Origin of the sequence: Flavobacterium notoginsengisoli, from assembly GCF_014207905.1 — a bacterium.
Taxonomy (GTDB): Bacteria; Bacteroidota; Bacteroidia; order Flavobacteriales; family Flavobacteriaceae; genus Flavobacterium; species Flavobacterium notoginsengisoli_A.
In genome coordinates, this window is record NZ_JACHLB010000001.1 from 1,492,081 (window position 1) to 1,516,788 (window position 24,708).

General features: G+C 32.3%; 24 protein-coding genes. 4 read left to right on the forward strand and 20 right to left on the reverse strand.

Annotation, left to right across the window (positions count from 1 at the left end; translation table 11 throughout):
* Nucleotides 1–36 precede the first annotated feature (36 nt).
* The 11 genes from HNP35_RS06425 to HNP35_RS06475 all read right to left on the reverse strand — a co-directional run bounded on the left by HNP35_RS06425 (nucleotide 37) and on the right by HNP35_RS06475 (nucleotide 9,970).
* Nucleotides 37–717, reverse strand: a complete 681-nt coding sequence (locus HNP35_RS06425; RefSeq protein ID WP_184157676.1) for a 3-keto-disaccharide hydrolase — start codon at nucleotides 715–717, stop codon at nucleotides 37–39.
* Complete coding sequence (locus HNP35_RS06430) at nucleotides 714–896, reverse strand: hypothetical protein (protein ID WP_184157675.1); 183 nt, start codon at nucleotides 894–896, stop codon at nucleotides 714–716. Before HNP35_RS06430 ends, HNP35_RS06425 begins: the two co-directional genes overlap by 4 nt.
* Nucleotides 897–936: 40 nt before the next feature.
* Nucleotides 937–1,797: a hypothetical protein gene (locus HNP35_RS06435; protein WP_184157674.1), complete on the reverse strand. Its 861-nt coding sequence runs from the start codon at nucleotides 1,795–1,797 to the stop codon at nucleotides 937–939.
* Nucleotides 1,798–1,962: 165 nt separating this feature from the next.
* Nucleotides 1,963–2,481 carry a hypothetical protein gene (locus HNP35_RS06440; protein WP_184157673.1) on the reverse strand — a complete coding sequence of 173 codons (519 nt, stop codon included), beginning with the start codon at nucleotides 2,479–2,481 and terminating at the stop codon, nucleotides 1,963–1,965.
* A gap of 27 nt (nucleotides 2,482–2,508) precedes the next feature.
* Nucleotides 2,509–4,353 (reverse strand): TlpA disulfide reductase family protein, encoded by a 1,845-nt coding sequence (locus tag HNP35_RS06445; RefSeq protein WP_184157672.1) that lies wholly within the window; start codon nucleotides 4,351–4,353, stop codon nucleotides 2,509–2,511.
* Between the two features lie 165 nt (nucleotides 4,354–4,518).
* The gene (locus HNP35_RS06450; RefSeq protein WP_184157671.1) at nucleotides 4,519–5,385 is read right to left on the reverse strand and encodes a class I SAM-dependent methyltransferase; all 867 of its coding nucleotides are present in this window, start codon (nucleotides 5,383–5,385) and stop codon (nucleotides 4,519–4,521) included.
* 1 nt (nucleotide 5,386) lies between these two features.
* Nucleotides 5,387–5,857, reverse strand: coding sequence for a DUF962 domain-containing protein (locus HNP35_RS06455; RefSeq protein ID WP_184157670.1), 471 nt, complete (start codon nucleotides 5,855–5,857; stop codon nucleotides 5,387–5,389).
* 91 nt (nucleotides 5,858–5,948) lie between these two features.
* Entirely contained in the window at nucleotides 5,949–7,178 is a 1,230-nt protein-coding gene (locus HNP35_RS06460) for a TMEM143 family protein (protein ID WP_184157669.1), read from the reverse strand.
* A gap of 415 nt (nucleotides 7,179–7,593) precedes the next feature.
* Nucleotides 7,594–8,058, reverse strand: a complete 465-nt coding sequence (locus HNP35_RS06465) for a hypothetical protein (RefSeq protein WP_184157668.1) — start codon at nucleotides 8,056–8,058, stop codon at nucleotides 7,594–7,596.
* Nucleotides 8,059–8,411: 353 nt separating this feature from the next.
* Nucleotides 8,412–9,125 carry a LytR/AlgR family response regulator transcription factor gene (locus tag HNP35_RS06470; RefSeq protein WP_184157667.1) on the reverse strand — a complete coding sequence of 238 codons (714 nt, stop codon included), beginning with the start codon at nucleotides 9,123–9,125 and terminating at the stop codon, nucleotides 8,412–8,414.
* Nucleotides 9,098–9,970 (reverse strand): sensor histidine kinase, encoded by an 873-nt coding sequence (locus HNP35_RS06475; protein WP_246453351.1) that lies wholly within the window; start codon nucleotides 9,968–9,970, stop codon nucleotides 9,098–9,100. Before HNP35_RS06475 ends, HNP35_RS06470 begins: the two co-directional genes overlap by 28 nt.
* 466 nt (nucleotides 9,971–10,436) lie before the next feature.
* On the opposite strand from HNP35_RS06475, the gene HNP35_RS06480 reads away from it, so the two are divergent.
* From HNP35_RS06480 to HNP35_RS06495, 4 genes are all read left to right on the forward strand, one after another.
* A complete protein-coding gene (locus HNP35_RS06480) occupies nucleotides 10,437–10,682 on the forward strand; it encodes a hypothetical protein (RefSeq protein ID WP_246453353.1) in 246 nt (81 codons plus the stop codon).
* Between the two features lie 256 nt (nucleotides 10,683–10,938).
* Nucleotides 10,939–12,468: a SulP family inorganic anion transporter gene (locus HNP35_RS06485; RefSeq protein ID WP_184157665.1), complete on the forward strand. Its 1,530-nt coding sequence runs from the start codon at nucleotides 10,939–10,941 to the stop codon at nucleotides 12,466–12,468.
* Nucleotides 12,469–12,540: 72 nt separating this feature from the next.
* On the forward strand, nucleotides 12,541–13,449 hold the full coding sequence (locus HNP35_RS06490; protein WP_184157664.1) for a helix-turn-helix domain-containing protein: 909 nt from the start codon (nucleotides 12,541–12,543) through the stop codon (nucleotides 13,447–13,449).
* A 91-nt stretch (nucleotides 13,450–13,540) separates the two neighbouring features.
* Nucleotides 13,541–14,380 (forward strand): oxidoreductase, encoded by an 840-nt coding sequence (locus HNP35_RS06495; RefSeq protein WP_184157663.1) that lies wholly within the window; start codon nucleotides 13,541–13,543, stop codon nucleotides 14,378–14,380.
* A 277-nt stretch (nucleotides 14,381–14,657) separates the two neighbouring features.
* Here HNP35_RS06495 and HNP35_RS06500 read toward each other — a convergent pair whose 3' ends face one another.
* The 9 genes from HNP35_RS06500 to miaB all read right to left on the reverse strand — a co-directional run bounded on the left by HNP35_RS06500 (nucleotide 14,658) and on the right by miaB (nucleotide 24,215).
* Entirely contained in the window at nucleotides 14,658–15,857 is a 1,200-nt protein-coding gene (locus HNP35_RS06500; protein ID WP_184157662.1) for an ectonucleotide pyrophosphatase/phosphodiesterase, read from the reverse strand.
* Between the two features lie 230 nt (nucleotides 15,858–16,087).
* A complete protein-coding gene (gene groL, locus HNP35_RS06505) occupies nucleotides 16,088–17,719 on the reverse strand; it encodes a chaperonin GroEL (RefSeq protein WP_111365082.1) in 1,632 nt (543 codons plus the stop codon).
* Nucleotides 17,720–17,849: 130 nt separating this feature from the next.
* Entirely contained in the window at nucleotides 17,850–18,206 is a 357-nt protein-coding gene (locus HNP35_RS06510; RefSeq protein WP_184157661.1) for a four helix bundle protein, read from the reverse strand.
* 85 nt (nucleotides 18,207–18,291) lie between these two features.
* On the reverse strand, nucleotides 18,292–18,567 hold the full coding sequence (locus HNP35_RS06515) for a co-chaperone GroES (protein ID WP_008467105.1): 276 nt from the start codon (nucleotides 18,565–18,567) through the stop codon (nucleotides 18,292–18,294).
* 144 nt (nucleotides 18,568–18,711) lie between these two features.
* Nucleotides 18,712–19,053 carry a preprotein translocase subunit SecG gene (secG, locus tag HNP35_RS06520; RefSeq protein WP_184157660.1) on the reverse strand — a complete coding sequence of 114 codons (342 nt, stop codon included), beginning with the start codon at nucleotides 19,051–19,053 and terminating at the stop codon, nucleotides 18,712–18,714.
* Between the two features lie 3 nt (nucleotides 19,054–19,056).
* The gene (locus HNP35_RS23990) at nucleotides 19,057–19,944 is read right to left on the reverse strand and encodes a tetratricopeptide repeat protein (protein ID WP_411268043.1); all 888 of its coding nucleotides are present in this window, start codon (nucleotides 19,942–19,944) and stop codon (nucleotides 19,057–19,059) included.
* Between the two features lie 826 nt (nucleotides 19,945–20,770).
* Entirely contained in the window at nucleotides 20,771–21,289 is a 519-nt protein-coding gene (locus HNP35_RS06530; protein WP_184157658.1) for an LptE family protein, read from the reverse strand.
* Nucleotides 21,290–21,363: 74 nt separating this feature from the next.
* Nucleotides 21,364–22,620 (reverse strand): sigma-54 interaction domain-containing protein, encoded by a 1,257-nt coding sequence (locus HNP35_RS06535; RefSeq protein ID WP_184157657.1) that lies wholly within the window; start codon nucleotides 22,618–22,620, stop codon nucleotides 21,364–21,366.
* Nucleotides 22,621–22,769: 149 nt separating this feature from the next.
* The gene (gene miaB / locus HNP35_RS06540; RefSeq protein WP_184157656.1) at nucleotides 22,770–24,215 is read right to left on the reverse strand and encodes a tRNA (N6-isopentenyl adenosine(37)-C2)-methylthiotransferase MiaB; all 1,446 of its coding nucleotides are present in this window, start codon (nucleotides 24,213–24,215) and stop codon (nucleotides 22,770–22,772) included.
* Between the last annotated feature and the right edge of the window lie 493 nt (nucleotides 24,216–24,708).

The following is a 24,708-nucleotide window of genomic DNA, read 5'->3' on the forward strand; positions in this document are numbered from 1 at the left end:
GTTAAAAGCTAGGATTTTAATTTCCGAATGTAATTTTTACTGCTTTATCACAATATTACGAAACCAGACATCGTTTCCATGATCTTGTAAAGCTATTTTTCCTTTTTTAAATGTTCCAAAACCTGGCCAAGTAGCAAATTTACTTTCGGCGATTAATTTTTTAAAATTATCATCCCAAAGTGTTGTTTCAACTACTTTTACGCCATTTAGAATTAGTATTAATTTTTCATTCTTATTGATAATTTCGGCGGTATTCCACTCTCCAACAGGTTTTACAGGTTCAGAATTGCTTTTAATCAAATCGTATAAATCTCCGGCGCGGTGTTTTGTGATTTTTCCGTCTGGATGGCCATCATTGTCTAAGACTTGCATTTCTAAGCCAGTGCTATACGTGTTTTTGTATTCGGGAAGATTTTCATTCACATAAAAAATAATGCCGCTATTGCCATTTGGTGAGATTTTCCAATCTAGTTTTAAATGAAAATTCTCAAATTCAGCATCCGTTACCAAATCTCCACCTTTTCCATTTTTAATAGCTTTAGGATCAAAATGAAGAATTCCGCCTTTTTCTACTTTCCATCCAGATTCTGCCGTTTTTTCACTGTAAATATGCCAGCCTTTTAGTGTTTTTCCATCAAAAAGCGGTTTAAAGCCTTTTTGTGATTGAACCATTTGCGTGCACAAAAAGATCAAAATCACAGTTATAATTTTTTTCATTTCTTTTTCGAATTTTTGATAATTATAAATACTGAAAATAGAAATACAACTAGATAAATAAAATCTAGTGCTGGTTTTTCAAATTTAAATGTTTTGAAATCGAATTGTTTAAACAGCGTTACGCCCAAAATAATAGCGATAACCCAAAAGATAAATAGTATTGGTTTTTTATTTTCCATGGTTTTAGTTTTAGAAATTATTGGTTTATTGGTTGTTTTATTACAATTTGTCTTGAGCCTCACGTAGCATTTCTGCTATATTTTCATTTTTAAAGTTTTCCATAAATGTATGAATAAAAGGCACTGTCGGACTGTTTGGATATTTTTTTAGAAAACGATTAAATTCCTGAATGTTTTCCGGATAAATGTATTTCTCTTCGGTAGCTCTTTCGTAAGTTGGAGTATTGTCTTCGCCTATTAAATAATCGAGATGATACATTTTATAGTCCTCTTTTACCGATTTCATCAGTTTTGAATTTGGATATTTATTCATGAAATTCTCCCAGGAAACTACACGGTCTCCTAAATCTTTAAAAGAGATAACCAATCCCGCATCAACAGAATAAGTTTCTTTGTTTTCTTCACTTTGCATAAACAGATACTCTTTGTAATCTGGCGTTACATAGTTTTTAAAAATCGAATAATAAAAATCGGGTTTAGTCGTGATTTCAACAATACCTTCGCCTAGTTCGTCAAATTGCAGTTGATGTTTTAAAAGTTTATCATTTAAAAGTTTGATTTCCTTTTTATCTGTGTCTTTTTCACTGTAAAAATTTTGCAGTAAATAATCTTCTTTTTCGTCTATCTGGTGAAGTAAATAACCATTTTCTTCATGATATTTTTCGTATAAAGCATTGGCTTGTTCAGCAGAAATAGATTTTAATTTTAAAACTATCTCATCTTTTCTTTTTGTAAATAAATCCAAGAGAGATCCAGAATTTGACGTTGTAACTGGTGCCGAATGATCGACAGAACTACTATCTGTTTTTGTTGTCGAAGTATTAGAAACCGTAGTGTTTTCGGATTTTTTACAAGCAGAGAATAAAATGACTACTGTTATTAGGCTGATAATTTTTCTCATTTATTATAAGTTAATTAGAATTGATAATGAACTTTGACTAAAAAAGAGCGTTGATGCGCTTTACTAATATAATTATTTTGATAAATCTTGATTATTAAAAAAGGACAAAAAAGATAGAATTCTTCTTTGTCCTTTTGAGAATCTTTTCGAAAGAAAGTATAGAGTTTATCTAGGTTTCAACTCTTTTACTCCTCTAAATTCCTTAAATTCTGAATATATATCAATACCAATAATTTTCCATTTTCTTGTGCCGTTTACGATATATTGATATGTATCTTTTGGTTCCAATTTATTTACAATAATACTTTGAGTTTGCCATTCTGTACCGCTTACAAAACCGTTTCTGGTCACAATAGCAGAAATAGCATTTTCTTCATCACGAATTACGCCCAACTCAATTTTTGTTGTTAAATCCTCTTCTAAAATAACCTTTGAGAAAAACGTATCTTGATTAGGATTCCTCTTTTTAAATTCAAATTTTTTATAATCTGAACTATTGCTAGGTTTGGAAATAAAAGACAAGGCAAAAAATGAAAAAATAATAGCTGCAAAAAGGCCAATTTTTTGACGAATTTCGACCGCTTTTTTCATACAAAAAATAACAATGGCAAAAAAAGTAACAATATTTAGTATTCCCCAGATCAGCTGTATCATAAATTTATTTTCGGTATACCAAAAATACATTTTTTTGTTTTAAAAATAAGAGAATACTTATTTTAATTGTTCTTCAATAATCTTTCCTATGTCAGTATTTGAATTGTCATAAGCGAGAATATCGCCCTTTTTGTCAATTACGATACGTGTCGGGATAGCTTGAATTTTATAATTGCCAACTACTTCTTGTTTGAGATCAAAAACAACGTTGAAGTCAAATTTTTTCTCTGTAATATAAGAACTTACTTTTTTTAAAATCTCTTCTTCTTTACCATTTTCCCAAGTGTTTACAAACAAGAAAGCAACATCTTTATCTTTGTATTTAGTCACTAAATGCTGCATTTTTGGAAAAGAAGCTTTGCAAGGCCCGCACCAAGTTGCCCAAAAATCAAGAACAACAATTTTTCCTTTGTAATCTGAAAGTTTTATATCTTTTCCTTCTAGATTTTTCAAGGTAAAGTCAATGGCATTATTGCTTCCAAATTTTTCAAGAAGATCTTTGTTCTTGTTTTCTTGTGCTAATAATTCTGTTTTTTGCTGAATGGCATCAAATTCAGCCATCGGCAATTTCTTTTCAATATAAATCTCTTTTAGTTTAGCAATAAATGCAGGAGATGTATTGCCTTTACCTATTTCGTCTTCGATATAAGCTTTTACTTCGTCTTTACTTTTTACTTTATCAAGCATTGCCAAATAGCGTTCTTTGCCTCCAGCGTCCAATCCGTCAAGAGCTTTCACGCCGCTTTGGTATTTAAAAGCTTCTTCATATTTGCCTTGTTTATAAAGTAGAAGAGCATAAGTATCAGCAAACATGTTAAATTTGCCATTGTAATCGGGAGTGTAAGATTCTTTTCGTTTTGCTTCGATTATGTCCAATGATCGTTTAGAAACTTTTGTGGCAAAATCAATATCTTTTACTGGCATTGTTAAATCACCGCCAGATTGGCCCCAAGCAAAATTATTGTATGTGTCTTCTGGAAGATTTATATAAGGTTCGCAGGCTATAGCTTTTTCCAATTCTCCTTTATCTAGATAGATAGGCACCAAAACAGAATAAAAATAGCTTAGAGACCTCTTAGAAGTATCGTTAGGATATTTTGTTTTATAAGCTTTAAGGCTTTCTAAAACAGAAGCTTCTGTTTTATCAGGCTGATCGAAGAAATTTCTAATAAAATCCATTGCATCAATTCTATTTGCAGGATACTTTTCTGAAATTTCTTTTCTTAATTTTTTCGCTTGATCTTGCGTGTCATTATTAGAACTATAGATGTAATAAGCAGAAGTCAAATATTCTTCGGTATCTTTTTTTACACATTTATCGGCAAAAGCTAGAAGATCTTTTTCTCCTTGTTCTTTGTCGAGAGACTTTTTAGTGTAGAAATATTCTAAAGAAACGATGTCGTCTTTTAATTTGGGATATTTTGCAAATAGGGCATCATATTCAGCAATTAAATCTTCTCTTTTTGATTCTGATTTTAGTCTAAAAAAGTAACCTCCATTACTTCTAACAGAAATTTCGTTTATTAAACTTTTTCCTAATTCAACATCATTTTGTGTTTTTAGAAGTACAGTGTAGCCTTTTTCATTGTTGCTATCTGCAATTTTTTGCGAATCGTTTATAGTGACTAGAATCACTCTGACAGAATCGGGAACTTTTACGGTAAACTCATAACGTTTTCCACTTTTTTTCAGCGGACTTATATCAGAAGAAAAATCATAGGGAGTAATATACAGGAAATTTGCTTTAGCATTGTCTTCTATTACAAGACCTTGAGGCGGTTCATAAACATAGGTATTGGGTTTACCCACGTTGAATTTTGAATTTTTTAGATAGATTTTTCCGTTTTGAGAAAACAAGTTGCTAACAACGGCAAAGAATAACAAAAGGTAGATTTTTTTCATCTGTTGTGGTTTTTTTGTTTGTTTATTTCTTAATTGTTTAACGAATTGTAAAAGTAGATATTATATCATTCGTTGTTTTTTTATTAAGAAAATATTAGCAAAAACCATCTGTTAATTTTGCTTAATTCTATATACAAAGTATATTTTTTGCTGATAATGAGTCGATTATTTTTTTATTCCGATAGCAGTTCTATAAAATTCATATCCTTTTTCTGAGCGATTTGGGAGAAACTTTTCGCGATATTCATTGGCTCCTAAATCTTCTAAAAGCGCAATGTCAAACTGATTTAGATAGTTTGGAAGTTCTTCGGGAAGAAAGCCAAATGTCCAATGTTCTTCGAGGTTTTCAAGATCTTCCAGAAGTTTTTTGCCACCCAAAAAAGATGCTGGATTTCTCAGTATATTTTTATGAACATAAGTAAAAATAATGTGACTGTTGGAAGCAAATTTTGAAATAAACGAAAAGGTGTTTTTTACAGCATCTTCGGTTAGATAATTAGTCACGCCCTCCCAGATAATGGCAGTTGGTTTAGAAAAATCCAAATTGTTTTCTAATGCCAATTGATCTAAATCTTGTTTGTTAAAATCAATTTGAAGAAAACGGATGTTCGTAGGAATTTCTCCAATTCTGTTTTTGTAAACTTGAGCTTTAAAATTTGATGTATTCGGATGGTCAATTTCTATTACTGGAATAGCTTTTAGAAAATCAAGACGTACGGCTCTAGTATCGAAACCGGCACCTAAAATTATAACTTGTTTTACGCCTTTTGAAATAGCATTTTTAAGCAAATCATCAATATATTTTGTTCTTGCAATTCCGGAAGATAATGCTCCCGGAATCTTTTCCTGTATAGTATTATTAATATATTTTGCAACAACTGAATATTTGTACAAACGGGTTGCAAGTCTCAATTTCGAATCTATAAAATGAATTGCATATGGGTCTACAAACAATCTATCTTTTCGCTGTGTTTCCAACGCTCTAAAGAACGCCATATATTGTGCTGTCCTGCTAGTCTTTTCTGCTTTCACTTTAATTTGATTTTCTTGAAAATAAATTTTCCACAACCCAAGCAGGACCGATCAATAGAAATTGAAGATCTTTAAGAAAAGATGGTTTTTTTCCTTCGATATTGTGTCCGTAAAATTGTCCGATCCAAGCAATAACAAAGACGCCTATTGAAAATGCCCACAACGGAACAAACTGCCCGATATAATAATTTATAACTAAGCAAAGCATAGAAAAAACAGCAATTTTAATAGCCATTGAAAGAGATAGTCTGATATAGAAAACAAGAACAAAAAGTAAAACAACAAAAGCCCAATTTTCGATTATTGGCGCATTTAGTTTTAACGTGTTTGAAATAATCGAACTCGGAATACTCATTATTAATCCGACGATAGAAAAGAAAATTGCTGGTACACAAATATAGTGTATAGCTTTGTTTTTGGGGTTTTGGTGACTTACAGCATATTCCGCAAACCATTGGTCTAATGTTCTCATTTTTTGTGGTTTTATAGTTAGGTTGCAGTAAATCTAATGAAATTTCTTTTACGTTAATCGGAGAATAAATAACTGCTAACTAAGAATAAAACTATTTTAAATTATACTGAAAAACATTATCCCATAACTCATCAATTGTAATAAGTGCTTCGCTTAGCGAAAGGACAGACCATTTTCCATTGTTTTCTAAACCAAGTCCGATGCTTTTTAATTTTAATAAAGCATCGTTTACATCAAAATCGAAATCTGTATTTAATTTTGTTTTAAACCAAGATTCTATTTTGTTGTCGAGTTCTTCTGCTGTTATCGGTTTTTCACTTTCGTGTAAAAAAGTATAAGCTAAAATCGTTTCTTTTAGAGCTTCTTCTTCAGATGAATTTAAAAGAGAGTAGAAGGCGCCACTATTGTTTCCAACATTTTTAAAATACAAGCTATCCGATAATGTTTTAGAATATCTGATTTTCTTATTTATAAAATTATTGTATTGGCGAAAGCAATACGCACCCAAAATTCCTAATGCAATTAAACCTTGATTTAAGGAAGTTTTACTGTTTAATAAATCGATAGTTTCGCCCGTTTGATAGGCGTCATACATATTAATTAAAGCCGGAATTACTTTAGCAGATAGTAACGAAAGTCCACCAAAAACACCCGGAACCCAAAGCAGCATTTTGTCTTTTAAAGACATTTTCGGAATCGCATTTGGGAAAATCGTTTCGAGATCATTTTTAGGAACTCGTTTGAAGATTTTCAATCCAATTGAACCTGGATCGATTGGCATTTTTCCTAATTTGACTTTCTTGCTTTTAAGATAATCTGCGTCGCTGTAGTTTAAATAAATTAAGACACGATCGTAATATTCAATTTCGACTTCTTTTTTCCAGAAAAAATATTTTTTAATCTTTTCTCTGGTTTTATGATGCCCTCTTGCATAAAGTTCGTAATCCTTAAAAGCATTAAAATCTATAGAAAGATTCAGTCCAATCAAATCAGATTCTTTAAAAGCTTTGTCTAAAGCATTTTGATCAATTCTGTAATAATTGCCACGTTCTAAAACCTTTAGCAGCGTTTCTTTAAAAATAGGAAAATCACTTTTGTTTATAAACTGCTCACGCTCTTTTTCGCTTAAATCAGGATCGTAGAGCGCATAATTTTGCTTTAGATTTCGATTCAGATTAAAAGATTCGTAATGGTAATAATGTTCGATAATATCGAAAAGTTTTTTAAAACCTTCTACCTTTTTAGCATCTTCGGCGAAGATTGCAATTTGCTGTTCTAGTAAAAATTCTTTGTTGAACGGAATATAATGTTCTCGTTTCATGCTGATTTTGGGCTTTAATTTCGTGGCGTTTACAGAACGCAAAAATACTGCCTGAAATTTGATTTTAGACTTTTAAAGTGATGTTTTTTATCGCAAAGTATGCAAAGCTTTTAAGACCTCCTAAATTTCTCAGCAAAAAACTTGGTGAACTTTGCGTTATTCTCAGGAAGTCCTGCTTAAAAAAATGTGGTCAAACATCAAACAAAAAAAGTGGGATTTCTAATCGGTACCAGCGATTTGAAATCCCACTTCTGTTTTCCAAAAAAAGTGACAAAAAATTTAAAAGCCTTCTAGGTGAAAACCTTATTCTAAACTAAAAATTATTCACAGCAAGTTTACGCCAAAATAAAGTTCTGGCTATACGTATTTATACCTGTTTTTCTTTTTTTGAAACAAAGTAACAGAGTAACAAAGCTTAGTTTAATACCGATTTTTTTAATTCGATTACACCCTGAATGTATTTTATTAATTCTTCTCGTGTTGCAGAAAAGGGCGCATTTTCGGCTTCGTTTTTCAAGTATAAGTTTGCAATACTTTCAGCATCCATATTTTGAGTAAAATAATGATGTTCTGCATATTGGATTAAAAATTCAACAAAGAGTTCGCGCTGTTTGCCTTTTTCTACAGTTTCACGATCACCCTCTTTTATTTTTTCGATTACAGATTCTGGTAAATCAATGGTAAGGTACATGCAATCTACAGCAACTTTAGAAAGCATCTCTTTCTCAACTTTTCCTGTTGCGTTACAATAGGCGCAAGGTGCAGGAACCCATTTTAATCTTCGATTTAATCGAGCAATATCTTCCCAGTCAACAAATCCTTTTCCAAGACATCTCGGACATTCTATATCTGATCGTTTAAATAAATTAAAAATGCGCATTGGTTATAAAATAATCTTAGTAGTTGTGTATCTCGCGAATTTAAATAATTAAGTAAGAAAAGTTATTCATCTTAGTATATTTTTTAGGAAAATAATTCACAAAATTGCATGTAGATATATTTTCACTTTATTTAAATTAAATCAATATAACGTTTTCGTAAAATTGAAAAAGCCTGTAATTATTGAGGATACAAGATTTTAATATGTATTAGATTTAGTACAAAAATAATTTAGTTTCCTGAATTTTTATTGTAAGAAAAATAATTCTTTTTTCTTTGCGCAGAAATAAGTTGAATATTTTGTTTAATTCTCATAATGTAAAAGGTAAACAAACAATCGAAATAAGAGACAACTTATTTAATAGGTAAATTGTCTAACAAAATCTGATATTTTCTTCCAACAGGAATATTTTCTCCATTACTCATTGTTAAGATTTTATTGATAATAGAGACTATTTCACGTGTATTTACAATAAACGAACGATGCACCTGAACAAAATGAGAACAGTCGATTTCTGCAGCAATACTGGCAAGTGAACCGTAAATAATAATAGGAGATTTTAATTTTCGGCTGTACAATTTCATGTAGTTGCCAAGACTTTCTATATACAAAATATCAGGTAATGCCGTTTCAATTACTTGTCCATTAGAACGGCACGAAAGAATTTTTTCGTCGTTGCTATCTTCTTTTTTTAGGTTATTTCCAGAATGGTATGTTTTTGCTTTTTCTATGGCTTTAGCAAATTTATCTGGAGAAATGGGCTTCAAAAGATAATCAATCGCATCATTTTGATAGGCAGAAAGTGCAAAATCAGAATAAGCCGTTGTCACAATTGTAAGCGGACGATTCGGCTGTAATTCCATTAATTCTACACCCGAAATCACTGGCATATTAATGTCGAGGAAAATAATATCGTATTGATTTTCGTTGAGTAATTTTATGGCTTCCATACCATTAAAAGCACTTCCAGAATGTTCTAATTCGTCAAATTTAGAAATGTGCGAAATTAAAGCTTTATGAGCAGGAGATTCGTCATCAATTATAAGACAGCGGTAGGTAAGTGCCATATGCATAATTTTACGGTAAACATATTTTTCTCTTTTTTACAGCTCAAAGTGTGTTTTAGGCCGTAAACTTCTAAACGTCTTTTTAGATTTTCAATCCCGATTCCGGTGCTCGAAAGTCGTGATTCAGAATCTAAACAGTTGTTTTTTAGCGTAAAAATTACACTTCGACATTTTACTTTCAAATCCAGATTGATGGAAGGTTCTGCAGTTTCCGCAGAAAATTTCACTGCATTTTCAACCAAAGGTAAAAAGAACAAAGGTGGAATTTCGATTTCATCATGCAATCCTTCAATGTTTTGTTTTACAGCAAGTCTTTCATTTCTAAACGTATAATATTCGATATATTTTGTAATGAAAGCAATTTCTTCTTCCAATAAAACATAATCTTTTTTTGAAGCTTCAATTTGGTATCGCAGCATATCCGAAAGATTCAGAATTCGATCGGGAACTTTATCAGGTTCTGCCAATGCTTCTCCATAAAGGTTATTCATGGCATTTAGCAAAAAATGCGGATTCAATTGTTGTTTTAAAAACGAAAGTTCCGATTTGAAATTCATAATATCTTTATCTGCATCCATGATTTTTTTCGTAATCACAACATGAATAAAATAGAAAAACATTCCGTTAATAAGAAGCGATAAAATCTGCAGTGTTTTGAAATTTCCAAAGCCAACCAAAGGGAAAAACCAATTAATAAAAAAATAAAAAGAAGTCCAGTAAGTTAAAAACAGCAGAAAAAATACTTTTACCTTTCTTTTGAATAATAGCTTTTTAATTACAAATAGATTAAAAACAGTAATCCAAAGAATACATGGAAAATATCCTATTGCAATTTTACTTGCCATGTAGCAAAAGTTATGACCTGCCAAATGAAGTTCATCATAAACACAGGCAAAAATCACCAATAGTATAAAGGTGTGTACAATGAGATTTCTAAGAAAGAAATTTTGATAGATTTTGAGAATTTTCATGACGGCAAAAATAATATAATCGTATAGTTTTTAGTCATTTGTAAAGAATAATTTATACTAACGCCATTCGTATAAATCATACGCCACTGGTATAAAATTGCTATTGTAATAGCGGTTTGTGATTTATTTTTGAATTGAGTTTGGATGATAAATTTAAAAGTAAAACTCCCTTTTTAATAATTATAAAAAAGAAGAATTTACTTAAATAAAAAAGCCTTTATTGAAAGTTTTTACTTAATTTTAAGCCTTTCAAAATCAAAGCAGAATTTGTGATCAAAAAGAAAACTCGTAAGGTATTTTTACCCTAGAAAAATTGTATAATCTTTTTAATCAAAGTGATATGTACCAGTTTAAAGAATTAAAAGAGGCAGATATGGTTGTGGAGATTTTTAAAACAAATGTTCAGAAAGAATCTGATAAAAATTATGTAATCGCAGTTATACAATCTCAATTTCCTGACTATAAAATTAATTTTGATTTGGAAGATTGCGATAAAATCCTTCGGGTAGAAGGTATTGATTTACAATGCGAAAATATTATGGATTATGTGCATTGCTTAGGTTATACTTGCGAGAGAATAGATTAAATTTTGATTTGTAATGAAATAAAAAAACAGGTGTAAATACGCTAGTGCATTTGTTTATTTTGTAAGTATTTTGTGAAAAATTTTTGACAAGAACTAAATTCTTAAAATGATAAACGTTATTCTTTCAATCTTCCTTTTTCTTTTAAAACAGTTAAATTAAAAATAACTGTTTAGTCTTTTTCATGGCGAATAATGCTTTTCTATTACAGAAAGGTTTGTGCTTTTTTTGCATATAATTTTTTTAATTTTGTGCCCTATGAAAAAAGCTTTCCAACTCTTCGACTTCACTCAAAAGGTAAATTACAAAAATGAAATTTTAGCTGGTTTAACTGTTGCCATGACGATGATTCCTGAATCTTTGTCTTTTGCAATTCTAGCTGGATTTCCTCCGCTAGTTGGTTTATATGCAGCTTTTATTGCGGGTTTAGTTACTGCTATTTTTGGAGGAAGACCTGGAATGATTTCGGGTGGAGCAGGAGCAACTGTAATTGTTCTGATTGCATTGATGAAATCACACGGAATAGAATATGTTTTTGCGGCTGTCGCACTTGGGGGCGTAGTTCAAATTTGTATCGGACTTTTTAAACTCGGAAAATTTATAAGACTTGTTCCGCAGCCTGTTATGTTTGGTTTCGTAAATGGTTTAGCTGTTGTAATTTTTATGTCGCAGTTGGAACAGTTTAAAACAATTGTAAACGGACAAGTTTCTTGGCTTCAAGGAACTCCTTTATATACGATGTTAGGTTTGGTAGCTTTAACAATTGCTATTGTTCTGATTTTTCCGAAGATTACTAAAACAATTCCAGCATCTTTAGTTGCCATTATGGTAGTTTTTGCCTTGGTAATTGTTTTTAATATCGAAACAAAAACAGTAGAAGATATTGCGTCTGTTCAAGGCGGATTTCCTCCGTTTCATATTCCTAATATTCCATTTTCATTTGAAACGTTAAAAGTTATTTTTCCTTATTCAGTAATTGTTGCTGCAGTAGGTTTAACAGAAGGTTTGCTTACTTTAAATCTAGTTGATGAAATTACAGGGACAAGAGGAAATAGTAATCGCGAATGCATTGCTCAAGGAAGTTCTAATATTTTAAATGGCTTTTTCTATGGAATGGGCGGATGTCCAATGATCGCACAGACACTTGTGAATCTTGGCGCTGGTTCGAGAGCGAGACTTTCTGGAATTATTGGCGCCTTGACGATCTTGATTATTATTCTTTTTGGTGCGCCAGTAATTGGTAAATTGCCAATGGCGGCTTTAGTCGGCGTAATGATGATGGTTGCTATTACAACCTTCGAATGGGCTAGTTTTAAAATCATTAATAAAATGCCAAGACATGATATTTTTGTCGGCATTCTTGTTGCTCTAATTACAATTGTACTGCATAATCTGGCCTTGGCAGTTTTAATTGGTGTGATTATTTCAGCGTTAGTTTTTGCTTGGGAAAGTGCCAAACGAATCCGTGCACGTCATTATATTGATGAAAACGGAATAAAACATTATGAAATTTACGGGCCTTTATTTTTTGGTTCAACAACTGCATTTTTAGAGAAATTTGATATTCAAAACGATCCCAATCATATCATAATCGATTTTAAAGAAAGCCGCGTTTCAGATATGTCTGCTATAGAAGCTTTAAATAATCTAACGAAAAAATACAATCAGGAAAATAAAACGGTAGAATTACAGCATTTAAGTTCTGATTGCAGACAATTGCTTAAAAATGCTGATGCAGTTATTAAAGTAAACGTTATTGAAGATCCAACTTATAAAGTGGTCTCTTAATAATTGTGAATTGTTAATTATCAATTGTCAATTTTCTAATTTTAGAAAGATTGATTTTTGTAACTTTACAAAATGAAACTCACAGAAACTTTAGAAGATTTTTATACAGTAAAAATAAATGGAATGCCTGAAAATCTTAAAAAAGAGATTGGGCATTTTAATGTTTTTAAACTGGATGATTATATTGGAAGTACTTGTAATCCTTTGCCTTACACAAGAAAAGACTTTTACAAAATCAGTTTAATCATTGGAAAAAATAGAGTGCACTACGCGGATAAAGTTGTTGCGATTGAAGATCAGGCTTTGTTCTTTGCAAATCCGCAGATTCCTTACAGTTGGGAGCATATTGATGAAAATCAAACAGGGTTTTTCTGTATTTTTACAGATGCTTTTTTTAGTCAGTTTGGGAATTTAAAAGAATATCCACTTTTCCAACCAGGCGGTAATCCTGTTGTTCCAATTTCTGCGGAGTTAACAGAATCGTTAAAAGCAGTTTATTTAAGAATGCTGGATGAGATTAATTCTGATTATGCTTTTAAATATGATGTGCTTCGCAATCTAGTTTTTGAAATTATTCATTTAGCTTTGAAAACGCAGACTGTAACTGCTTCATTATATAGTAAATCGAATGCTACAATTCGTGTTTCTTCTTTGTTTATGGAATTATTAGAAAGACAATTTCCGATTGAATCGATTTCTCAGCAAATTAATTTTCGTTCGCCTTCGGAATATGCAAGTCAATTAAATGTGCATGTAAATCATTTAAATAAAGCATTGAAAGAAACTACAGGAAAAACGACTTCTCAGATTATTTCAGAAAGAATTATTCAAGAAGCTATGATTCTGCTGAAACAAACCAATTGGAATATTAATGAAATTGCATGGTGTTTAGGCTTCGAAGAATTATCTCATTTTATCAATTTCTTTAAAAAAAATGTTCAGGTTTCACCCAAAAACTATCGTTTAGCAGAAATTGTTTGATTTTTGTAACTTCTTGCTTGATTGCTTTAATATTTGATAAGCACTTCGCCAATACCTTTGTCCTGTAATTTAAACGTAAAAAATTAAAATCATGGACAATAAAAAAGTTTGGTTTATCACAGGTGCTTCAAAAGGCATCGGATTAGAATTAGCTAAAAAATTATTAGCACAAGGTTATAAAGTAGCGGCAACATCAAGAAATGAGGCTTCTTTAGTAAAAGAATTAGGCGCTATATCAGAAAGTTTTCTTCCTTTAGAAATGGATTTAGTTGATGAAAAAAGCGTTAAAAATGCAATCAGTAAGACTATCAATCATTTCAAAACAATTGATGTTTTAGTAAACAATGCCGGTTACGGATTATTAGGAGCATTAGAAGAATTAACCGATGCAGAATCTAGAAAAAACTACGAAGTAAATGTGTTCGGATTACTGAATGTAATCAGAAATACAATGCCAATTCTTCGTGCTAACAAATCTGGACATATCTTTAATATTTCTTCAGTTGGAGGTTATTATGGAGAATTTCCAGGTTGGGGAATTTACTGTTCCACAAAATTCGCCGTTGCTGGTTTAACAGAATCTTTGGCTGCAGAAGTAAAATCGTTTGGAGTTCATGCGACAATCGTTTATCCGGGATATTTTAGAACAGACTTCTTAAAGGACAGTTCGTTGTTATTGCCACAAAATCCAATTGCAGATTATAAAGAAGTAAGACAATCTGAAAGCGCTCACAAGGACGATATTAATGAAAATCAGCCTGGAGATCCAGTTAAATTAGCAGAAGCTTTAATTAAAGTAAGTGAAGATCAGAATCCTCCATTGCATTTGTTTTTAGGTGAAGATGCTTATAATATGGCGAATCAAAAAATAGCAAGTGTTCAAGGAGAATTAGAAAGCTGGAAATCGGTTTCTGTTTCAACAGCATTATAATTAGATAATGTGGCAATTAGAAAATTAGATAATTCAAATTAGAATTTAAAAAAGGTCTAATTTATAATTCCATTTTTTTGAATTGCCTCCAGATTTATCTGGAGGAATAGATTTTGTTAAAGAGAAAAGGCTTTAGCCGAACTATAAAGTTTGGCTAAAGCCTTTTGGTGTTTCGACATATAACCTCCAGATAAATCTGGAGGCAATTCAATTTATAAAATCTTCTAATTGTAAGATTATCAAATTATCACATTTTCTAATTGACACATTATCTTAATTAACGAAGCATTGACTTTACATCACTGAATTTTCCATCAATTTCGCCAACTTGTAAACCTAAAATGTGTGCGATTAAAGGGTAAACAGAAACATTTTGAAAGGTTTTAACTTCTTTATTTACTTTAAAAGCAGGCCCTTTAGCATAGAAAATGGCATGCATATCTTTATTGTTGTTGTCATAGCCGTGAGTTCCGCCTTTTATATGTGTACTTTCTTTGCTTACTAAACTCCATCCTTTTTCAGCTTCAATAACAAAATCATGTACACGCGGATTTGTGCCGTAATGCAATCTTTCAGGAACTTCAGTTGATTTCCAGTATTTAATATGCGGTACTTTTTTCAAAGTATTGGCAATAGAATCTTGAAAACCTGCTTTTGCCTGTAAACTCATAATAGGGTTAATAACATCTTTGTAACCTAACCATTCTGGTTTTAAATAATCTAAAACAGCTACTTTTTTATCATTGCTGATATTGGCCATTCCGTGATCTGAAACAATAATTAAATTGATTTGTTTTCCATTTGGTAATTGATCTAATTTACGAGATAATTCCCCCATAATAGAGTCCATTTTGGTTGCTGCTTTTTTAGTTTCTGGCGAAAGCGGGCCGAAATTATGCCCAGAATGATCTGGTTCGTCGAAATATAAAGTAACCAGATGAGGTCTTTGTTTTTCAGGAAGTTGCAGCCATTTTAAAACGGTGTCAATTCTAGCTCCATATGGAATCTTATTATCGTAGTTTTTATAATAACTAGGATTTCTTTTGTCAATATCAGAACCAGGCCAGAAAAAAGAAGCGGTTTTTACACCTTGCTGTTCTGCCAAATTCCAAATAGGATTTCCTCCATAAAATCTTGAATCATTTTTTGCTTTAGATGATAATGAGAAAGATTCGTTGAGAGCGGCATCGTAAAAAACATTATTTATAATCCCATGATGATCAGGATAAAGCCCTGTTACAATTGCATAATGATTAGGAAATGTTTTAGTTGGATATGAAGGTTTCATTGATTTGGCATGAACGCCCTCTTTTGAAATTTGTTTTAGATTTGGCAGATTAAACTGTTTTTGATAATCCCAACGAAAACCATCCATAGAGACTAAAACTACATAATTGTCTTTATTGTTTTGGGCTTGTAAAAAATTAGCAAGAAGTAAGAATGTAAAAGATAAAAGGTGAGTTATGAATTTTCTCATTGTGCAATTTTAAATAGAATTGCAAAGGTAGAAATAACAGGTTTTTTAAAGAAAAAGAGAATGTTAAATAAAAAAAATAGCCACGAATTCACGAATTATTTTTTTTTAATCTTTGCGGATATCTTTATCCATAAATTACATAGATTTGAAAAAAATAATTCGTGAATTCGTGGCTAAAAAAAAGCGCCAGATAAAAATCCGGCGCTTTTAAGTTTTAAGAAGAGAATGAATTACATCATTCCTGGCATTCCGCCTCCCATTGGCATTCCGCCTCCGGCATTTTCTTCTTTAATATCAATTAATGCACATTCTGTAGTTAAGATCATTCCAGAAACAGATGCAGCATTTTCAAGAGCTACACGAGTTACTTTCTTAGGATCGATAATTCCAGCAGTAAGCATATCTACATATTCGTCAGTTTTAGCGTTGTATCCAAAATCACCTTTTCCTTCAGAAACTTTAGCAACAACTACAGAACCTTCAAGACCAGCGTTTTCAACGATAGTTCTTAATGGAGCTTCAACAGCACGAGAAACGATTTGGATTCCTGTAGCTTCGTCAGCATTGTCAGCTTTTAAGTCAGCTAAAGCAAGTTTAGCTCTTAATAAAGCTACACCACCACCAGCAACGATTCCTTCTTCAACAGCAGCGCGAGTTGCGTGTAAAGCGTCATCAACTCTGTCTTTTTTCTCTTTCATTTCAACTTCAGAAGCAGCACCAACATAAAGAACAGCAACACCACCAGCTAATTTAGCCAAACGCTCTTGCAATTTTTCTTTATCGTAATCAGATGTAGTAGTTTCCATCTGACCTTTAATTTGGTTTACACGGTTTTTGATGATATCCGCTTCACCAGCACCGCTTACGATAGTTGTGTTATCTTTATCGATAGAAACTCTTTTTGCATTTCCTAACATTTCGATAGTAGTATTTTCAAGAGTATAACCTCTTTCTTCAGAAATTACAGTTCCACCAGTTAAGATTGCGATATCTTCTAACATTGCTTTTCTTCTGTCTCCGAAACCAGGAGCTTTTACAGCAGCAATTTTAAGAGCACCTCTTAATTTGTTTACTACTAAAGTAGAAAGAGCTTCTCCGTCAACATCTTCAGCAATAATCAATAATGGTTTTCCTGATTGTGCAACTGGTTCTAAAACTGGAAGTAATTCTTTTAAAGAAGAAACTTTTTTGTCGTATAATAAGATGTATGGAGAGTCTAATTCAACTTCCATTTTCTCTGGATTTGTTACGAAGTAAGGAGAAAGGTATCCTCTGTCAAACTGCATTCCCTCAACAACGTCAACGAAAGTGTCGGTTCCTTTAGCTTCTTCAACAGTGATAACACCTTCTTTTCCAACTTTAGCGAAAGCAGTAGCGATTAATTCACCAATAACTTCGTCATTGTTAGCAGAGATAGAAGCAATTTGCTGGATTTTATCAGAATCGCTTCCAACAACTTTAGCTTGTTTTGCTAAGTCAGCCACGATTGTTTCAACCGCTTTGTCGATACCACGTTTTAAATCCATCGGATTTGCACCTGCAGCAACGTTTTTAAGACCTTCTTTTACGATAGCTTGAGCTAAAACTGTAGCAGTTGTAGTTCCGTCTCCAGCTAAGTCATTGGTTTTAGAAGCAACTTCTTTAACCATTTGCGCACCCATATTTTCTAATGCGTCTTTTAATTCGATTTCTTTTGCAACAGAAACACCATCTTTAGTAACTGTAGGTCCACCAAATGATTTCCCGATAATTACGTTACGACCTTTTGGTCCTAGAGTCACTTTTACAGCATTTGCTAATGCATCAACACCACGTTTTAATCCGTCACGTGCTTCAATATCAAATTTTATATCTTTTGCCATTTTTTTATTGCTTTAGGCAGTAGGCTTTACGCTTTAGGCATTTTCTACTGCTTGATTAGTAATTGTTTTTTTTGCTTTAAGTTTTAGGCATTATACTTTCTTGAAAGACTTATAGCCTACAGCTTAGAGCTTATTGCTGCGTCAGCAATTGTTTTAATTTGTAAATTTTGCTTTTTATACTGTTGATTTTTTCGAGCTTATTTTCTGCAATTACATTATCGAGATATTGTAGATCTTTAGCTAAAATCAAAAGATATTCGGTTTCATTTGCAGAACCCAAAGCAATGTTGAGAAATTGATTAAATTCTTTGTCACTATTTCTTCCGCATCCTTCACTAATATTGGTTGGGATTGAAGAAGATGCTCTTCTTATTTGACTTGTTAACCCATAGAGTTCTTCTTTTGGAAAAAAAGAAGTTAGTTTATAGATTTCTAAAGTTAAAGAATGACTGAGTTGCCAAATATCATATTTTTTAAAATCTCTCATTTTTTGTTGGCTTTAAGCTTTAGGCAGTAGGTTTTAAGCTTTTCAGTAAGGCCTATAGCTTACGGCTTATAGCTTATAGCAATCTTTAGATAATCGCAAGGATGTCGTCCTCACGCATGATTAGGTAATCAGTGCCTTCTAATTTTAGCTCAGTTCCTGCGTATTTGCCATAAAGAACAGTATCACCAACTTTTACAGTCATTGTATGATCTTTAGTTCCGTTTCCTACTGCAACTACAGTTCCTTTTTGTGGTTTTTCTTTGGCAGTATCTGGAATAAAAATACCTGAAGCAGTTTTAGTTTCAGCTGCAACAGGCTCAATAAGTACGCGGTCTGAAAGCGGTTTAATGTTTAAAGCCATGATTTTATATTATTATAAGTTATACATTTTTTTCTGTTCTATAAACTTTCAGAAATTATGCCATGCTGTTAAAACTGACATTATTTCCTAAAAAAAATGCCAGCTTTGACAGGCTGGCATTAGAATTTTTATGTTGAACTAAAATTATTTAGTTGCTGGTGCTGCTGGAGCAGGAGTAGTTCCTTGTGCAGGAGCTGCTGGTGTATTTACAGGAGCTTCTGTTTTGTCAATAAGTTTAGAATCTGTATCGCTTAAAGCCCCAGAAAAACTTAAACTAGAAAGTAAAATTAGCACAATTAAAACAGTAGCTAAAGTCCAAGTACTTTTATCTAAAAAGTCAGTTGTTTTTTGTACTCCACCTAACATTTGTGTTCCACTAATAGTAGAAGACAATCCGCCTCCTTTAGGGTTTTGTACCATGATAACTACGATCAATAGAAAACAAACTATTGTGATTAAAACTAAAAAAATTGAAAATGTGCTCATTACTTAATTATTGTTATTGTTATTTTGTTGTAAAATCTTTATATCCGATATGCGGTCTGCAAAGAAAGTAATTTTTTCTGGATATTTCAAAATTAATATTTCATAAGCTTGAATTGCTTTTGTATATTTCTTTTGTTCCAGATATACTCTGGCCAAAGTCTCTGTCATGAGATAAGAATTGTCCTCAGAATTGCTCTCAATTTGTACTGCTGGAGCACTTGTGCCTGGTTTTATAGGAGAGATTTTCGGATTATTTTCAATAAATTTATCGATAATTTCAGCCTTTTTTTGTCTCTCTTCCATAATTAACTGCTCTTCTTTTTCAATTTCAGCGGCAGTCTTACTGTCTTTTTCTTCTGAAATTTCGTTAGAACGATCAATTGGTTCTGTTCGAGATAATTGCAACCACTCTTGAAAAGAATGTTTTTCGCTAAGAGAAAAATCTAAAGGAGTTCCTATTTCTAAATGCTCAGTAGCTGTTTTTACAGATTCATTGGTTTCTTCACTTTGAACTTGAATTACTTCTTCAATTTCAGGTTCAATTTCGTTTGATATTTGCTCTTGAGCAACTTCTTTTGGCTGTTCAGGTGTAGCAGTTTCAGCTTCTTTAATTGAAGAAAGTATAGAACGTTCAACGGGATTCATTTTAAATTCCGGAATTATCATTTCTTCGATAACGCTGTCATCTTCATCTTCAGCCAAATTATGAACTGGCTCTTCTGCAGTTGGTTCGGCTTTTATTTCTTCAGTTTTTGCTGGCTGTTCAGTATTTACAGATTCGGCTTCTTTAATCGAACTTAAAATAGAATTCTCAACACGATCAAATTTTTGTTCTTCAACTGGATTTATAACCTCAGGTTCAGTTATAGAAGGAGTTTCTGAAACTTTAATTGAACTTAAAATAGAGTTTTCAATGCGGTCAATTTTAGTTTCTTCCGTTTTAATTGTTTCAGAAATTGACTCAGTTTCTTTTTCTTTGAAAGTTTCTTCTGCAACTGTGATTTTATTTTCTTCTTCTACAACTGGTTTTTCGTAAGTTACAGATTGTGCTTCTTTAATTGCATTAAAAATAGATTCATCAATTACAGGAAGTGTTTTTGGTTCTTCTTGTTTTATCGGTTTTTCAAAAGTTATAGATTGAGCTTCTTTAATGGCAAGAAAAATAGCCGGATCTATTTCTGGAATATTTTTAGTTTGTTCAGTTTTAACAGACTCTTCAACAACAGGAGTTTCAGTAGGTTTAATGGTCTCTGAAACTGGTTGTTCTTCAGTTTCCGTTTTTATTTCAATAGCTTTTCTAATTTGTTCAGGTGAAATTATTTCGCTTTCAAAAACAGTAATTTCGAGAAGATCTCTTAGTTTTTGTTCGTAAAAATCGTTTTGAATAGAGGTGAAAGCCTCCGAAGTAATAAAATCAAACAAAACAGAACGATCAGATGTGTGTGCAGCCGTCACTTTTAAAGCGTAATTATACTTAAAGCTGTTTTGATTGTAAAGGCCTTTTAATCGTAATGCGCGTGCACTTTGAAAATACGGAAACTCATTCAAAACACTTCCTAATGCATCCGCCTGCTTTTCTGTAATAGCATCGGGTTTGTTCATTAAGTAGGTATAATCGGTAACGTTCATTCTTTTTTTGTTTAATCGTTTAATGGTTTATTTGTTTAACTGTTTTTGAAAATCGACTAAAGAATAACCGATTCAACAAATAAACATTTTACCATTTTGCTAAAGATTCATTAAAGATGTCTTGTGTGATTCTTTCGAAAATAGTTTTTATAGCATCATTTAAAACTGTTCCCGAAGGAAGTTGTTGTCCAGAAAAGTCATAATAGAATTCGAAAGATTTCTCAAAATCATCCTTTTCTTTCTTTTTATTGGTAAATCGTACATTGACACGAATAGTTAAACGGTTTTGTGCCGCACCAACCTCACCATTTGATCCAACTGCTGTGGCTGTCATTGGAGTGGTTCTATAATCGATAATTTCTCCTTCGTAAACTAAATCTCCTCCATTTGGAACCAAGTTTAAGTTGGTTTGATTCATGATCAAATCCTGTAAAGCCAATGTAAAAGTTCTGTCTATTCCTGGTTCAACCAAATCTGCATTATTATGGAAGAAATTAACCTGAAACGTTTTGGCATCAATTGGGCCTGTTCCTGTAAAATTGTAAACCGAACAGCCACTCAACATAAAAAGGCTTAAAAAGGCAAAAAGAGAATATATTTTTTTCATAATGTTTATTAGTCAAATTCCAAATCTTGCCAAATATACCAATTTGGGATTTGGAATTTAAATATTGAGATTTATTATAGGTCGAATTGTTTGATTTTACGGTATAAAGTTCTTTCCGAAATACCTAATTCATCTGCCGCCGCCTTACGTTTTCCTTTGTTTTTTTCTAATGATTTTTTGATCATTTCGATTTCTTTTTGTTCCAAACGTAAAATTTCTTCTTCTTCTATTGTTTCGGCAAACAAATAATTGTCTTCGGGCATTTGATAGTTTTCTTCTCGAACAGATGGTGTCATTACGGCCGTTCTTGGTTCTTCCTCAAAATCAATTTCACTATCGTTTTGTTGATTTCCGTATATTTTCTGAATTAGATTCGGATTAATATCCTGTACTTTAGAAGTGCCATTTTTCATTAATTCCAAAGTCAGTTTTTTCAAATCATTCAAATCGCTTTTCATGTCAAAAAGGACCTTGTACAAAATATCTCTTTCAGTACTAAAATCACTTTCTTTTTTGCTATCGCTAATTACAGAAGGCAAGTTGCTTCCTTCGCTAGGAAGATAAGATTGTAAAGTCGCCAGACTAATGTCACGATTAGTTTCTAAAACAGAAATCTGTTCTGCCACATTTCGAAGCTGACGAATATTTCCGCTCCATCTGAACTTTTGTAAAAGTTGTACGGCATCATCGTCAAGTCTTAAAGGTGGCATTTTATATTTATGAGCAAAATCGGCCACAAATTTTCTGAACAATAAATGAATGTCGTCATTACGCTCACGCAAAGGCGGTAAAGTAATTTCGACTGTACTTAAACGATAGTACAAATCTTCACGAAATTTACCTTTTTCAATAGCATTAAATAAGTTTACGTTTGTCGCAGCAACAATACGAACATTAGTTTTTTGAACTTGTGAAGATCCAACTTTAATGAATTCTCCGTTTTCTAAAACACGTAATAATCTTACTTGAGTTGTTAGAGGTAATTCTCCAACTTCATCCAAAAAGATAGTTCCGCCGTCAGCCACTTCAAAATAACCTTCACGAGTGCTTGTCGCACCTGTAAAAGCACCTTTTTCGTGTCCAAAAAGCTCACTGTCAATTGTTCCTTCTGGAATTGCTCCACAGTTTACTGCAATATATTTTCCGTGCTTTCTATGCGAAAGCGAATGTATAATTCTAGGGATATTTTCTTTACCAACACCACTTTCTCCAGTTACCATTACTGAAATATCAGTTGGAGCAACCTGAATGGCTTTTTCGATAGCGCGATTTAATTTTGGATCGTTACCAATAATCTCAAATCGCTGTTTTATTGCTTGAACTGTTTCCATATAGATTTTTGTTTCAAGTTTTTTATTGTTTCAGGTTTCAGGTTCTTTCTAAAACTTAAAACTTTGGCTTATATTTTTTTGTTTCAAGTTTCAGGTTTCAAGTTACGCAAAGAACTTGTAACCTGAAACCTGAAACTTGAAACATTTTTTTAATTCATGCTACTTAACCCAACCGCTTCACCTTTTAAAGTTCCACTAGTACAGCTTGTGATTTTTACGTTCACGAAATCTCCAATTTTGTAATTCTCTTTTGGGAAAACTACAGTAATACTTTGAGAATTTCTTCCTGAGAATTCTTCCTTAGATTTCTTAGAAACTTTCTCTACTAAAACTTCAACCGTTTTTCCAACAAATTCCTCGCTTCTAAACCACGCATGTTTTTGTTGTAAATCAACAATTTCTTGTAATCTTCTCGCTTTAGTTTCTTCCTCAACATCATCTTTCATTTTTCTTCCAGCCAAAGTCCCTGGGCGTTCAGAATACGAATACATATAACCAAAATTATATTTTACATATTCCATCAAACTCATTGTATCTTGATGATCTTGTTCCGTTTCTGTTGGGAAACCAGCAATCATATCTTGCGAAATCGAAGCATCTGGAACAATAGTTCTAATTTTGTCAATTAACGCCATGTATTCTTCACGAGAATGCAAACGATTCATTTCTTTCAAAATTCTATTGCTTCCCGATTGAACAGGCAAGTGAATATGTTTACAGATATTTGGATATTTTGCCATAACATGCAAAATGCTTTCGTGCATATCCTGCGGATTTGAAGTCGAAAAACGAATACGCATTTTAGGAAAACCAACAGCAACCATTTCTAATAATTGATCAAAATCTACCGCTGTAGCTTTTTGCATTTCAGAAGCATTTACAAAATCTTTTTTCAAACCGCCACCGTACCAAAGGTAACTGTCAACGTTTTGACCAAGAAGTGTGATTTCTTTATAACCATTATTCCATAAATCCTGAATTTCCTTCATGATACTTTGAGGTTCGCGACTTCTTTCGCGTCCACGCGTAAAAGGTACTACGCAAAACGTACACATATTATCGCATCCACGAGTGATAGAAACCAAAGCAGTAATTCCGTTGCTCATTAAACGAACAGGCGAAATATCTCCGTAAGTTTCCTCTTTCGATAAAATAACATTGATAGCATCACGTCCTTCTTCGACCTCTGCCAATAAATTTGGAAGATCTTTATAAGCATCAGGACCAACTACAAGGTCAACGATTTTTTCTTCTTCCAAAAATTGACTTTTCAAACGTTCCGCCATACAGCCCAAAACGCCTACTTTCATTTTCGGATTCGTGCGTTTTACCGCATTGTATTTTTCAAGACGTTTACGAATAGTCTGTTCGGCTTTATCTCTAATGGAGCAAGTGTTTACCAAAACCAAATCAGCTTCCTCTAAAACTGAAGTTGTATTGTATCCTCCATCAGACAAAATGGAAGCTACGACTTCACTATCCGAAAAATTCATCGCACAGCCGTAACTTTCTATAAAAAGTTTTTTAGTATTCTCAGGTTTATTTTCCAAAACAAGACTTTCGCCTTGTTTGCTTTCTTCAATAATCTTTTCCATTGCAAAATTTCAAAGTGCAAAGATAGGGTAATTGAAACGAATATGACAAGATGTCAGATAAAGAATTAACAATGTTTTGAGAAATATTGATAGTTAGTGTTTTGAGTTCAATTTTATAATAATTAGAAGCTATTTCCAGCTTTTCGCTACAAGTCCTCATAAAAAAAGCAAAGTTTCTAATGTTTTAAAAAGAGCTTCCGTTGGTCGCTTTTTTAAAACAAGAAACTTATGCTTTTTTTACTCCGGGCTTTTCACTACAATCTGGGCTAGGTAAATCGGTTTCAAAAGAAAATATTCTTTATGATTTTAATAAAATGGAATTGTAAAACTATTTTTAGATTATGAGAGTCTGTTTTTTTAATCCAAAATTTTACTTCAAAATCAAAAATAAAAGGAATTTCTCGGTCAGAAATCATTAAAAGTTATACCTATATATATAATAGAGAATATTACAGATAAATCTGCAATTTTAAGTTTCATAATATCAAAATAC

What these genes read in the sequence shown, in the direction of transcription:
- HNP35_RS06425 (WP_184157676.1), bottom strand. Translation starts at nt 717, where the DNA reads ATGAAAAAAATTATAACTGTGATTTTGATCTTTTTGTGCACGCAAATG.
- HNP35_RS06430 (WP_184157675.1), bottom strand. Translation starts at nt 896, where the DNA reads ATGGAAAATAAAAAACCAATACTATTTATCTTTTGGGTTATCGCTATT.
- HNP35_RS06435 (WP_184157674.1), bottom strand. Translation starts at nt 1,797, where the DNA reads ATGAGAAAAATTATCAGCCTAATAACAGTAGTCATTTTATTCTCTGCT.
- HNP35_RS06440 (WP_184157673.1), bottom strand. Translation starts at nt 2,481, where the DNA reads ATGTATTTTTGGTATACCGAAAATAAATTTATGATACAGCTGATCTGG.
- HNP35_RS06445 (WP_184157672.1), bottom strand. Translation starts at nt 4,353, where the DNA reads ATGAAAAAAATCTACCTTTTGTTATTCTTTGCCGTTGTTAGCAACTTG.
- HNP35_RS06455 (WP_184157670.1), bottom strand. Translation starts at nt 5,857, where the DNA reads ATGAGAACATTAGACCAATGGTTTGCGGAATATGCTGTAAGTCACCAA.
- HNP35_RS06460 (WP_184157669.1), bottom strand. Translation starts at nt 7,178, where the DNA reads ATGAAACGAGAACATTATATTCCGTTCAACAAAGAATTTTTACTAGAA.
- HNP35_RS06465 (WP_184157668.1), bottom strand. Translation starts at nt 8,058, where the DNA reads ATGCGCATTTTTAATTTATTTAAACGATCAGATATAGAATGTCCGAGA.
- HNP35_RS06470 (WP_184157667.1), bottom strand. Translation starts at nt 9,125, where the DNA reads ATGGCACTTACCTACCGCTGTCTTATAATTGATGACGAATCTCCTGCT.
- HNP35_RS06475 (WP_246453351.1), bottom strand. Translation starts at nt 9,970, where the DNA reads ATGGCAAGTAAAATTGCAATAGGATATTTTCCATGTATTCTTTGGATT.
- HNP35_RS06480 (WP_246453353.1), top strand. Translation starts at nt 10,437, where the DNA reads ATGTACCAGTTTAAAGAATTAAAAGAGGCAGATATGGTTGTGGAGATT.
- HNP35_RS06485 (WP_184157665.1), top strand. Translation starts at nt 10,939, where the DNA reads ATGAAAAAAGCTTTCCAACTCTTCGACTTCACTCAAAAGGTAAATTAC.
- HNP35_RS06490 (WP_184157664.1), top strand. Translation starts at nt 12,541, where the DNA reads ATGAAACTCACAGAAACTTTAGAAGATTTTTATACAGTAAAAATAAAT.
- HNP35_RS06495 (WP_184157663.1), top strand. Translation starts at nt 13,541, where the DNA reads ATGGACAATAAAAAAGTTTGGTTTATCACAGGTGCTTCAAAAGGCATC.
- HNP35_RS06500 (WP_184157662.1), bottom strand. Translation starts at nt 15,857, where the DNA reads ATGAGAAAATTCATAACTCACCTTTTATCTTTTACATTCTTACTTCTT.
- groL (WP_111365082.1), bottom strand. Translation starts at nt 17,719, where the DNA reads ATGGCAAAAGATATAAAATTTGATATTGAAGCACGTGACGGATTAAAA.
- HNP35_RS06510 (WP_184157661.1), bottom strand. Translation starts at nt 18,206, where the DNA reads ATGAGAGATTTTAAAAAATATGATATTTGGCAACTCAGTCATTCTTTA.
- HNP35_RS06515 (WP_008467105.1), bottom strand. Translation starts at nt 18,567, where the DNA reads ATGGCTTTAAACATTAAACCGCTTTCAGACCGCGTACTTATTGAGCCT.
- secG (WP_184157660.1), bottom strand. Translation starts at nt 19,053, where the DNA reads ATGAGCACATTTTCAATTTTTTTAGTTTTAATCACAATAGTTTGTTTT.
- HNP35_RS06530 (WP_184157658.1), bottom strand. Translation starts at nt 21,289, where the DNA reads ATGAAAAAAATATATTCTCTTTTTGCCTTTTTAAGCCTTTTTATGTTG.
- HNP35_RS06535 (WP_184157657.1), bottom strand. Translation starts at nt 22,620, where the DNA reads ATGGAAACAGTTCAAGCAATAAAACAGCGATTTGAGATTATTGGTAAC.
- miaB (WP_184157656.1), bottom strand. Translation starts at nt 24,215, where the DNA reads ATGGAAAAGATTATTGAAGAAAGCAAACAAGGCGAAAGTCTTGTTTTG.